General features: G+C 45.5%; 12 protein-coding genes and 1 pseudogene. 1 reads left to right on the top strand and 12 read right to left on the bottom strand.

Annotated elements, in window-relative coordinates; translation table 11 throughout:
• Positions 1 to 125: 125 nt before the first annotated feature.
• The 11 genes from ACX93W_RS27165 to ACX93W_RS27215 all read right to left on the bottom strand — a co-directional run bounded on the left by ACX93W_RS27165 (position 126) and on the right by ACX93W_RS27215 (position 8,821).
• Entirely contained in the window at positions 126 to 1,859 is a 1,734-nt protein-coding gene (locus ACX93W_RS27165) for a recombinase family protein (RefSeq protein ID WP_459395508.1), read from the bottom strand.
• A gap of 124 nt (positions 1,860 to 1,983) precedes the next feature.
• On the bottom strand, positions 1,984 to 2,133 hold the full coding sequence (locus ACX93W_RS27170) for an SHOCT domain-containing protein (RefSeq protein WP_459395509.1): 150 nt from the start codon (positions 2,131 to 2,133) through the stop codon (positions 1,984 to 1,986).
• 269 nt (positions 2,134 to 2,402) lie between these two features.
• On the bottom strand, positions 2,403 to 3,197 hold the full coding sequence (locus ACX93W_RS27175) for an arsenite methyltransferase (protein WP_459395510.1): 795 nt from the start codon (positions 3,195 to 3,197) through the stop codon (positions 2,403 to 2,405).
• Positions 3,194 to 4,264, bottom strand: coding sequence for a flavin-containing monooxygenase (locus ACX93W_RS27180; RefSeq protein WP_459395511.1), 1,071 nt, complete (start codon positions 4,262 to 4,264; stop codon positions 3,194 to 3,196). Before ACX93W_RS27180 ends, ACX93W_RS27175 begins: the two co-directional genes overlap by 4 nt.
• A 50-nt stretch (positions 4,265 to 4,314) precedes the next feature.
• The gene (locus tag ACX93W_RS27185; protein WP_459395512.1) at positions 4,315 to 4,764 is read right to left on the bottom strand and encodes a MarR family winged helix-turn-helix transcriptional regulator; all 450 of its coding nucleotides are present in this window, start codon (positions 4,762 to 4,764) and stop codon (positions 4,315 to 4,317) included.
• 96 nt (positions 4,765 to 4,860) lie between these two features.
• On the bottom strand, positions 4,861 to 5,304 hold the full coding sequence (locus tag ACX93W_RS27190; protein ID WP_459395513.1) for a protein-tyrosine phosphatase family protein: 444 nt from the start codon (positions 5,302 to 5,304) through the stop codon (positions 4,861 to 4,863).
• Positions 5,305 to 5,400: 96 nt separating this feature from the next.
• The gene (gene arsC / locus ACX93W_RS27195; protein WP_459395514.1) at positions 5,401 to 5,823 is read right to left on the bottom strand and encodes an arsenate reductase (thioredoxin); all 423 of its coding nucleotides are present in this window, start codon (positions 5,821 to 5,823) and stop codon (positions 5,401 to 5,403) included.
• Positions 5,824 to 5,847: 24 nt separating this feature from the next.
• A complete protein-coding gene (locus ACX93W_RS27200; RefSeq protein WP_459395515.1) occupies positions 5,848 to 7,140 on the bottom strand; it encodes an arsenic transporter in 1,293 nt (430 codons plus the stop codon).
• A gap of 15 nt (positions 7,141 to 7,155) precedes the next feature.
• Entirely contained in the window at positions 7,156 to 7,479 is a 324-nt protein-coding gene (locus tag ACX93W_RS27205; protein WP_459395516.1) for an ArsR/SmtB family transcription factor, read from the bottom strand.
• Positions 7,480 to 7,492: 13 nt separating this feature from the next.
• On the bottom strand, positions 7,493 to 7,924 hold the full coding sequence (locus ACX93W_RS27210) for an arsenate reductase ArsC (RefSeq protein WP_459395517.1): 432 nt from the start codon (positions 7,922 to 7,924) through the stop codon (positions 7,493 to 7,495).
• Between the two features lie 309 nt (positions 7,925 to 8,233).
• On the bottom strand, positions 8,234 to 8,821 hold the full coding sequence (locus ACX93W_RS27215) for a cupin domain-containing protein (protein ID WP_459395518.1): 588 nt from the start codon (positions 8,819 to 8,821) through the stop codon (positions 8,234 to 8,236).
• A 517-nt stretch (positions 8,822 to 9,338) separates the two neighbouring features.
• On the opposite strand from ACX93W_RS27215, the pseudogene ACX93W_RS27220 reads away from it, so the two are divergent.
• A pseudogene (locus tag ACX93W_RS27220) lies at positions 9,339 to 10,607 on the top strand (IS110 family RNA-guided transposase).
• Between the two features lie 401 nt (positions 10,608 to 11,008).
• On the opposite strand, the gene ACX93W_RS27225 reads toward ACX93W_RS27220, so the two are convergent.
• A complete protein-coding gene (locus ACX93W_RS27225) occupies positions 11,009 to 11,533 on the bottom strand; it encodes an SRPBCC family protein (protein WP_459395519.1) in 525 nt (174 codons plus the stop codon).
• Positions 11,534 to 11,928 lie beyond the last annotated feature (395 nt).

Consider the following 11,928-nt stretch of genomic DNA (forward strand, 5'->3'; position numbering starts at 1 on the left):
ATCGTACCGCTTCTTCTTTGAATGTTTTGTCGTATTGATTCATTGTCTCTCGTCCCCTCGTCTGCTTTCATTTTATTTCATACGAGGGTGTTTTTCGACTGCATTTTTATAGTAGCACTCCATCCCTAACCAACAACACACAGCACTCCACATGTGTTGTCCGGTAGATGGGGACATTCATCACTCCTCTCTGCTGCCGGCCTTTTTGGGCCTTTATATCCGCCCTTACCTTGAATACTGCTTCTTAATCCCGTTTTGAATACGAAGGCTATTTGATAAGGCTCTACGCTTCCGTCTTCCTGTTCTTCTCCCATTATAACCTTTTCGACGACACTTTCGAATACATTGCGATCAAATTCAGTAAGGACGGAATTGGTTTGAAGCACGTTGCGAAAGTGCAGCAATCTCTTTTCAACGTCAACCTCTTCTTGAGCCGATGTCTCCAGTTGCTCACTTGATTCGATTAACTCCGTTAGTGTTGACTCCAGTTCCTCATACTTACGTTCATACGTGACACGATCAATTTTTTCATCCAAATGAAGATCAATCAGATTAGATCGCTTTTGTTCGAGAGCCTCAATTTCGTGCTTCACCTTGCTTAATTGCTTGTGATGTTGTTGATCACCTAGCGCGGACTCCATTTTTAACAAAAGCTCATCCAGCACATCCTTGTGATTGCCGCAGACCCGATTGTACGTTTCGACAAAGGCTTCCTCTATTATACTTTCCTCAATGCCCTTGCTGTGAGGGCAATATTTCTTTCCTTTTTTCGAGAAAGAGACGCATTGCCAAATGACCTTTGCATAGGTCGTTCTGCTATTCCAACTTCTGCGCGAATAGTTTTTCCCACAGAACCCACATTCAAGCTTGCAGCTAAATGTGAACTTCCGGCTAAACTTTTCTCGCTTACCGCCCTTTTCATGTTTTCCACGCGGCTTTCCACGTCGAAACAAAATTTCTTGAGCTTGCTCAAATACTTCTTCACTTACTATAGGCTCATGATGATTTTTAATGTAATACTGATCCTCTTCACCATGATTATCCAACCTTCTCTTCGAGATCGGATCAAGCGTAAAGGTTTTTCCTTGAAGTAGGTCTCCCTTGTATTTTTCATTTTTAATGATACCCAGCACTGCAGTATCTCCCCATTCTGAATTCCCACGCTTTGTTTTATAGGGAAGCTTCGTTAATTCTTGAGCTATGACAGAAGCCCCCGCGCCAGCAATATAACGTCCAAAAATATATCGAACAATCTCCGCTTCAGCTTCATTCACTGAAATTCGCTTGGTTGTAAGATCATAATCATATCCAAGGCAGCTTTGGAAGCCGATAAGCTCCCCACGCTGCATCTTCATTTTCAAGCCCATCTTCACAATCGATGAGATATTCTCGACCTCCTGCTGTGCAACTGAGCTGAGGATTGTAAGCAATAGCTCACCATCCATCGTTAACGTATTGATGTTCTCCTTTTCAAAGAATACAGCCACACTTCTTTCCTTAAGCTTGCGGACATACTTTAAGGTATCTACTGTATTGCGGGCAAACCTGGAAATGGACTTGGTAATCACCATATCAATCTTGCCATTGAGACAATCGTTTATTAAGCGCTGGAAATCATCACGCTTCTTCACCTGAGTGCCTGTAATGGCTTCATCTGCATAAATATCAGCAAGCACCCAATCGCTGCGCTGGCTAATCATTTCTTTGTAATAAGAGACTTGAGATTTGTAGCTGTTGAGTTGCTCCTCCGTGTCTGTGCTTACCCGCGCATACGGAGCTACTCTCAGAAATTCTTGTTGCCCACCGGTACGATCCGACAGCTTGCGATTGGCTTTTATAACCTCGACTGAAAATGACATTGAGGCTTCCTCCCCTGAGTTATAATCTACGCCACTAGCGTAATCAATTCAGGCGATTTCGACAAAGGTGCGAATCTGAACTTCTATACTTTTTTCTGACAATCCGTACAACTTGAGAAACTACTTATTTAGAAGTAAGGTCTGAACAAACTCCATATTCTCTCATTATGAGGTTCTTTACCGTATTAAATTCCTGCTCGCTTATCAAAGATAAGTTCAGTAGCTGTCTGAGCATCGCAATCTGCATACTGTATCTCAACAAATCTGCCTTCAAGCTATCATCCCCCTCGAAACATCATCGGATAGCATAAATGACCTAAAAATAAGGCCTTCTACTAACCTGTTCATTTCGAGGCTCAAATCGGGTATTTGAGTAAGTATCCTATACTTGTTAAACCAAAAACCCCGCAGTACTCGGCATGAAAACCGAAGATCTGCAGGGCTTATAAGCGAAGCTTTCGAGCAGTTGAAAATCCAGGCGAGTAACAGAAAGGATTAAGAAAGAATCGGGTTAATTTCCAAACACGTTTCAAGCTGTCAGACTTAGGGCTTGATAGCACAGATCGAAGCAGATACTAAATATTGTTCGACATTTGCGCCAGGAATCCAATTTTTAATAAATGCACGTGACTCGTCTTTTGATTCTATTGTAATATTGATAAATCCGCTTTTCTCTAGCATCCTCTCCAGTTCATTTATGGAAGAAGCTCCTGAAATGCATCCGGAATAAACACGGTCGATATCCTTTTTTATTTCTACCGGAAGCTCTGCCGTTGTCACGACATCCGATATAGCCAATCGACCGCCACTTCGTAGTGTACGGAACGCTTCGTTAAGAACCTGCTGCTTTGACGGGGATAGGTTGATCACACAGTTTGAAATGATTACATCAACTGAGTGATCCCTGACCGGTAGATGCTCGATTTCCCCCAGTCTAAACTCCGTATTTTTAAATCCGTTTTTTTGTGCATTTTCCCGGGCACGGTTAATCATTTCCGGGGTCATATCCACACCAATAACGCGACCGAGATCTCCTACCTGGCGAGATGCAAGAAAGCAATCAAACCCACCGCCACTGCCCAAATCCAGCACGACTTCTCCTGGCTGCAGCGCTGCAATGGCTTGAGGATTACCGCAGCCAAGGCCAAGATTCGCACCCTCAGGAACAGCCGACAATTCTTCTGACGAATAACCCATTTTTGAGGAAACGTCCGCTAGTGACTCACCGAAAGTATCTGACGGCGTACAACAGTTCCCTCCACCTACATCCTGTATTGCAATTTCCTTATACCGGTTTCGAACGTTTTGACGAATTTGATCATGATTAACTTGATTCATGAATGAACACTCCTTATTTTAAGATGGTGTAGAAGCTTTTTTACGACAAACTGCGCATCCCTCCCCACCCCCCTTAATGTCGCAGAAGCAAATGACCGCTGTCCTTCTAGCCCAACATAATATAGTCCCGGAACATGGCTTATGCCTGCTTGATGTACCGGCCTTCCTTCAGAGTTCAGAGCGCCAATCGCTTGAAGATAGGGAAGGCGAGGTCGGTACCCTGTTGCAAAAATCACCGTATCCACGGGTTCCTTTGTCCCGTTCGCCCAAATGACCCCCTCATCATAAAAGGATGTAAACATCGGTTGTTGATCCGGTTTCCCTGCCAATACCTTCTCTTTGTACCCGCCCGAATCGATTACTGAACCTGAACTTGGCGCAGTTTTCCCGAATCGCCAAAATGGAAACGAGTCAATTCCAATCGCTTTCAACCAAAAATGCAAGTCCTGCCCCAACAGCATTGATTTCATAAACTGAACTGGTCGCAATACGGCTAAAGATGTATGGCTGACTTCGGCCAGCTCGACGCCAATCTGAACAGCGGAATTCCCACGCCCTACAATCAGCACACGTTGATTGATAAATGGCTCTGAATTTCGATATTTAGAGGAATGAAGGATACGGCCTTGAAACGACTCCTGCCCGGGTATCGCTGGCGTATAGGGAGTGTGAAATGAGCCAGTCGCATTAATAATGGTCTTTGACCGAAACGTATCCCCTGCCATCGTTCGGACCATAAACCCGTCTCCATCCTTTTCGACTAATGTCACGCGTTGATTGATTATAACCGGAAATTGGAATTTTTCTTGGTAATATTTCAAGTAGTGAATAACTTCATCTCGCCTTGGATAACCGTTCGGATCACCCGGAAATTTCAAATCCGGCAAGGATGAGAAGCGAGCTGGTGAGAATAGCTTGAGGCTATCGTAATAAAGCGGCCACGAACCGCCTACCTCATCACTCGCCTCCATAATCAAGAATCGAAGTCCTTTCTTCTGTAGATGATAGCCGGAAGCAAGCCCCGCTTGCCCTCCTCCAATGACAATCGTATCAAGTGCTCCATTCACATTAAGTGCCTCCATATTAATTGCATTTTGCAAGTATTATTCTAAAAAAATCACCCTTTGGGCGTGGAACAGCATAAGCTTGATTTCGACATGGCTTCATTTAAAAGCTTAATGGAACGAATAACGGTTTCTTTCTCAAAATCGTTCAAGTTGGAGAACACTTCATTTAAATAAGCATTCATTTGTTGGTCAATAATAGTAGCCACGAACTTACCTTCTGTAGTAAGCGAAAGCAAATAAACCCTACGGTCATTTGGATCGGGCGATTTCTTTACCAAGTTCATTTTAATTAACGATTGGATTTGTCGGCTAAAGGTTGTAATATCCGTTCCCAACGCCTCAGCAACCTGTTGAATCGACGGTTGATGTTGACGATCGATCTCGTAAAGTATATGGCTTTGCACTAATGAAATATCATGCCCGCCAGCAGAGCAACAATTTTTATTCAGAAACCCAAAACGGCGTGTCATGATTTGAAAAAGCTCACGAGTATTTTCCACTCTGGCCTCACCTCATAGTTAATTTATACATCAATTAATTGCAAGATGCAAGTATCATGAATAAAAACCACTCCAATGAGTGGTCTTCTTTCTTGCTTATTTATCAGGATATAATGTTTGCAGAGATTCTCTTTGCGATGGCTTAATATCTATAACTTGGCGAATGCACTTTGCTTCGGCCACCGCTTCGTCAATCGTTTTACTCAAGCCTAGCGTAAGTAAAGTGCCTACAGCTACTGTACCCGTTCTCCCTTTCCCTCCGCCACAATGAAAAGCCACTTTCTTATTTAGGCGGAAAGCTTCGGTGACGGCCTGGATTGCTTGCTCAAAGGCTTTTTCTTGTGGCCCGCTAGAATTATCTGCTAACGGTATTCGAAGCCATTTCGAATGGGCCGCTGGATAAGCACACTCCGTCGCTTCGCCTCTCAAATCCACAATCACTTCAATACCTTCATTTTTCACCATGGATTCTACATCAGTTGCTGCTCCCATAAAAATTTTATCAGGAATCAATGCATGGTAGTTTTTTTCTGAAGACATGGTTGTACTCCTTTTTAATTCGAATTCGGAATCTTTGTTTATTCAAATCACTATACCTTTAATGCGATATGCATTCATTTAAGCCTGTTATCCCCCTCATTTGCCTTCTTTAACAAACTGTTCAACACGCTTTCTAATGGAGTCACGGACACTGCGGAACTGATTCAAAATTTCTTCATCCGTTCCCGTAGCTTTGGCAGGGTCATCGAAGCCCCAGTGCCATTTGATGACGTTCTTGTTGGAAATCACAGGACAATGCTCGTCAGCATGACCACACAGGGTGATCACGTAATGAGCACGATTCAGCACCTCCGGGTCAATGACATCGGATGAATGGCCGCTAATGTCCACGCCTGCTTCCTCCATGACTTGAATAGCTCTTGGATTCAAGCCGTGAGCCTCCAGCCCCGCGCTTTTCACTTCATACTTCTCTCCGCCTAATGACCGCAAAAAGCCGTCCGCGATTTGACTTCTGCACGAATTTCCGGTGCACAAAAAATAAATGAGTGGTTTGTTCATAAAGGCTCCTCTTTTCGTAATGGATTAGGAGATTAACCAGAGCCATATAGATAGACCGGTTAATGTAATAATCAAAGTCGGAATTGTCAGCACGATTCCAATCTTAAAATAATAGCCCCAAGTAATTTTGACGCCTTTGCGTGCCAGCACATGCAGCCAGAGCAGCGTGGCAAGTGAACCGATGGGTGTAATTTTGGGCCCCAGGTCCGATCCAATCACGTTCGCATAAATGAGCGCCTCACGCAAAATGCCCTCGGTTTGCGTTTCCTGGATAGCCAATGCATTAATCATCACCGTCGGCATATTGTTCATCACCGATGACAATAATGCGGCGATCACCCCCATGCCAAGCGTTGCCACATACAGTCCTTGATCGGCCACCGACTGGATGACCTCACTTAAGGCATCCGTTAGCCCCACATTACGCAAGCCGTATACTACCACATACATGCCGATGGAAAAGACAACAACTGCCCACGGGGCTTCTTTAATTAATCGCTTTGTTTCAACTGCTGGGCTTTGACGAGCAATGCCAATGAAAGCAATAGCTGCTATACCCGCGATGACGGAAACCGGCAGACGAATAAACTCACTAAGCAAATAGGCAGCCAGTAGAATCACCAATATGATCCAAGAAGCGCGGAACATTCGTTGATCTTTAATGGCTTCCTTTGGCTGCTTCAAGCTGGCCGTATCATAGTGCCTAGGGATGCTCTTTCGGAAAAAGAGGTACAGAACGGCAATGCTCGCACAGAGCGCAAAAACGTTAGGCACGATCATCCGGCTCGCATATTCTACAAATCCAATGCTGAAAAAATCGGCAGATACAATATTGACCAAATTGCTAACAACGAGCGGCAACGAAGTCGTGTCTGCAATAAAGCCACTGGCCATAATAAAAGGAAGGATCATACGATCATCGAACTTCAACGCTCTAACCATGGCTAAAACAATTGGAGTTAGAATCAGAGCTGCACCATCATTTGCAAAAAAAGCCGCAACCGCCGCGCCAAGCAGAATCACGAGAATAAACATCATTGTTCCATTCCCGCGGGCAATCCGTGCCATATGCAGTGCAGCCCATTCGAAAAACCCGATCTCATCAAGAATAAGAGAAATTAGAATGATCGCCACGAATGCCAGTGTTGCATTCCAAACAATAAGGGTTACATCTCTTACATCTCCAAAGCTTACAACGCCTAGCAACAGGGCAAGAACAGCTCCGCCTGAAGCGCTCCAGCCGATGTTTAATCCCTTCGGCTGCCAAATAACAAAAAGTAAGGTCAATAGAAAAATGAGTATGGCCAAATAAAACATATGCATCCTCCCAAACTACGTACAGCAATCATTGGCTTCACAAACGGTGGAATCAATCAGCGACGCTTGCGAGGGAATTTCCTTTAGAAGCTCCAAAATATAAGGCTTGTCTTCCAGGCAGAGCGAGTAATAAACCCATTGTCCCCTACGAGACTCTTTGACGAGTCCCCCGTCCCGTAGCTTGCGCATATGTTGACTGATATTCGGCTGGCTTGTTTTCAAAATGTCTACGATCTCACACACGCAAAGCTCCTTTACTTGCAGCAAGGCGACGATGGTTAGTCTGTTTCGGTCCCCCAACAGCTTCAAGATATCCGCTACTTCTTCCAGCTTGCTCATATGCCTCACTCCTTTAAGTCACGGGAATGTCCATCCCTTTCAGCATTTCGATTACTTTATCCCGAATCTCGTCACGCGCACGTTTTACATCCTCCAAGCTGCCACCATTTGCTGCAAGTGGATCTGAAACATTCCATTCCACATTCATGATATGAAATGGTACAATCGGACAACGTTCCCTTGCTTGTTCACACAGCTTGACGATGGCGTTCGAAGCCAGAAAAACCTTCATGTCAACCTTTTTGCAAACATGCTGCGAAAGATCGATACCTACCTCATGCATAGCTTCAATGGTGTAAGGATGCACTTCGTCAGATGGATTTAAACCCGCGCTTTCGACCACAATATGCTCTCCACCATAGATTTTGGCAAAAACCTCTGCTATTTGACTTCGGCAACGATTTTGCCCACAAAGGAAATAAATCCGTTTGACTTCACGTTTCATTTTCCCACACTCCTTCGACGCTTGTAAATAGTCATATAATTATCTGCTTATTTCGAACTTAATCATATACGTAAAATGTTATCGCAGTGTCAACACTTAAAAATATTCCCTTTCAAGCGATGTACGAGATGAAATGTATCGTCGCCTCTCACATGTTGCAGTGAGAAGTCATCTCCTCTACCTTTTATTTCAATGCACAAAAAGTAGTGGAGCACGATTCTTGCTGAATCATGTTCCACCACTTAAACTTCTTCTATTGGATAGGTCTACTACCATGTAATCATTCTGTGCAGATTTGAATGGTTCTCTTTAACGTGATTCATGAGATGTCATAGCGTCAGCTTTCGTTGCATGAACGGTGCCGAACGGATGCTCCGGCGGAGCGTAAATGACATATACTTTAAGGGGGCTATTTCCGGTATTGGTTAGATTGTGCCACTTTCCGGCAGGAACCATAATGGCATAATCTTCGTAGGCTGCAACCTCGAAATTCAGATTTTCCTTGGAATCCCCCATCTGTACCAGTGCTTGCCCCTCTTCAATTCGAATAAATTGATCTGTATTCGGATGGACTTCTAACCCGATATCACTTCCCACGGGGATGCTCATCACGGTAACCTGGAAATGCTCCCCCGTCCATAAAGCAGTTCGGTACGTATTATTCTGCTTCGTTACTTGTTCAATGTTGACTACAAATGGTTCCTTTCCATAGTCCTTAATTTCCGTCTCCTGCCAAGGGCTGAATCGCTCATTGATATAATAGCAAGGTGGATAACCCCCTACGTAATGGAGATATGTCTGTGGTCGATATTGCTGATATAGTTGCCAAGGGTAATAAAGATACGTTGGATTCATAAATACTTGAGGCACAGCATGCCACATTTTTATTTCCTCCATTCTTAAATACTCCATCATATGCCTAATGTTAGAAATTGCAGCTTGCCCAAAATCGTTATGTTTACCAAGATTGACTTTTTGAAGAAAATAAAGTTCTAGACTGAAAATTATCAAGACCTTGGTTGAGAAAAATATATTAAATCAAAGGGCATTACATATTAAACATAAATAAACAGATTATAAAAGTCCACCTTCGTTTTGCTTTCGAAGGTGGACTTTTAAGCCGATTTATTGCTGATTCCCATGATTTCATATTCACCTCGTAAAAAACAGAATACCGGTTTATTTCGTACAGAGTTGCCGTCGGTTACATTGGGGGCCATCATTCCTCCTCACTACTTCAGCACAGTTTGAATCAAATGCGCATAAAACCTCCACTTAGCTTGTTCAACTAACCTGCCAGTTAGGATTCCTGTAGAGCGTTAATTTTGCGCTTTGCATTAAAACGAGCGACTCCGGTACGATGGGGTAGTCACGGGTCATAGCCCTTTAGCCATCTTAAGGTGGTCGCTCTATCTTGAATTTTAAAGCTCAAGCCAAACAAAATCAATCGCTCGAACGCATTTCCACCCAACACCTTGTCGTCGGCATTGACATCGCCCAGCAGTCCCATGTTGCTCGCGCTGTCAACTTCCGTGGAATCACGCTCAGCTCTCCGCTTCACTTCTCCAATCACGATGCCGGCTTTAGCGAACTGCTGCAGTGGATGAAAGATTTGCAGGAAACGCACCAACTAAACGACACCATCATCGGTATGGAACCAACCGGCCACTACTGGCTCACCCTCGCAGCCTGGCTCCAAGACCGGGGCCTCGAGGTCGTGTTGGTAAACCCTCATCTCGTTAAAAAGAACAAGGAAAACCGTGATAATACTCCCTCAAAAAGCGACATCAAGGATGCCTTGGTTATCGCCGACATGGTGAAAAACGGCTACTACACGGTCATTAAAGAAACCAGTGCAGTGTTCATGGAACTGCGAGTACTCATGGCGAACCGGGTGACAATCGTCCATCGTCTTGTCAGCGTCAAGAACCAGATCCATCGCTGGGTCGACATTGTGTTTCCAGAGCTGGGGCAGGTACAAGCACCTCATTGGTTCCGGGTCGCTCGCTACACTACGTCTCTTTCCAACGCCTGCTGAGCTTCAAAATCTCACCGTTCGCCAGGTAATCGACGGCTGGAAAACAGTCATGAAACGGCACAGCGGTGAACGAAGAGCTGGCGAGCTGCTGGCGCTGGCCGCTCGCTCGGTCGGCGCAAAGCATGCCGAGAAGGCGTATAAGCTTCATATCCAACAGCTGCTGGCCGAATATGATTTAGCTATGGAGCAACTGCAAGTAATTGAGGATGAAGTGGCGACTGTCCTGGCACGTATTCCGCTGGCCAAGCCGATGCTCGTAATGTAGGGTATGAGCATCTTGTCTGTCGCTGGCATACTGGGTGAAGCTGGCGATCTTAGCGGCTATACACATGGCAATGCGTTGTTGCGGCATGCCGGTCTCAACCTAGCTGAAGCAAGCTCAGGCAAGTGGAAGGCCAGATGTCCATTAGCAAACGTGGCCGACCAAGACTCCGGCATGCCATATTCATGGCAACCATGGCCCTCATTATGTACGATGAGACGTTTAAACGACAGCAAGAAATGAATGTAAAGACGAAAAGCATGAAGCCCATGCGCTCAGTAATGAAGCTTTGTGGCAAGCTGGCTCGTATTATGGTTGCCATAGCACGCAGCGGTGAAGCTTACGAACCGGATCGCGTGCTTCCTATGAAACAGGTCGCTTAATCGCTTCACGATCAGCACGAAAATTGGCTTATTCGCAGGATTTCAAGATTGCACGGAGTACCGGATTGCATTCAGCAAAAGGACATCGACCCATACCGTTAGGATTACCGGCCTCCACCCTCTGGATAGGCGTAACGAAGGAATGAAAGGGCATCGACCCGTCGAGAAATGGGAGTGAAAGCCTCCAGAGGTACGTGGAGTAGCGTGCAGCAGATCAATGAAAAAAGGAGCGAAAACTCGCCCCTTTTGTTCCCGCATGCTCGCCGGTTGCCCATATAGACGGCTCTCGTCCCATTCTATCCGGCTTACGATTTATCCTCTGGTGAAATCCTGCGAATAAACGAGCATTCGTGAGAAAACTACATTGTACCGAGGGAGCGGAATGATGGTAGCTTGTTCAATTAGTTGGCCGCCTCGGCAGTCGTCTTGAGATCGGCAAGCCAGGCATTGAGCGAGGACGTGAGTGCCACGTGCATGCCGTCGGGGTCAGCTGCTACTGGCGGACCGTCCCAGGACTCAGTGATATGCACGACGACCCCTTTAGCGGTGGGAGTGATGGTCCATACGTGGATTCCCTCGATGCCTAGCGCCGGCCCCCCCCAAACGATACGTCGCATAGGGTCTACCTCAAGGATGGTGGAGACGATAGGAAGCCCATGCGTTTCCCATTGGAAGGTGCTTCCCAACGCGATTGGACCGGATAACTGCGATTGGGTAACGTATTTCTGCCAAGTTGGCCATTGGTCGATGTCAGTCTGTATCCGCCATACGATCTCTTGTGGAGCCTCGATTTCAATGGAAAGGTCCACTATGACCTGGGCCTTTCGGTTGACATCGATGTTGGTCCGTGCCTCCCGTTTTATAAGTTCTTCCGTTATTGCTGCTTCCGTCCCGCCCGTTGCTCCAATTACAATCGTTTTATCCATTTTCATTCAGCCTCATTTCGTTTATTTATTTGTTACCAATCACTAACTTTAGTCTATCTATCGATTTGTTATTGATTTCTGCGCCTCGGCAGTCGTCTTGAGATCAGCAAGCCAGGCATTGAGCGAGGATGTGAGTGCCGCGCGCATGCCATCGGGGTCAGCTGCTACTGGTGGACCGTCCCAAGACTCAGTTGTATGCACGACGACTCCTTTGGCCGTGGGAGTGAAGGTCCATACGTGGACACCCTCGATGCCTTGTGCAGGCCCCCCCAAATGGAGTGCTACTATAAAAATGCAGTCGAAAAACACCCTCGTATGAAATAAAATGAAAGCAGACGAGGGGACGAGAGACAATGAATCAATACGACAAAACATTCAAAGAAGAAGCGGTACGA

Source organism: Paenibacillus sp. CAU 1782 (assembly GCF_054551715.1).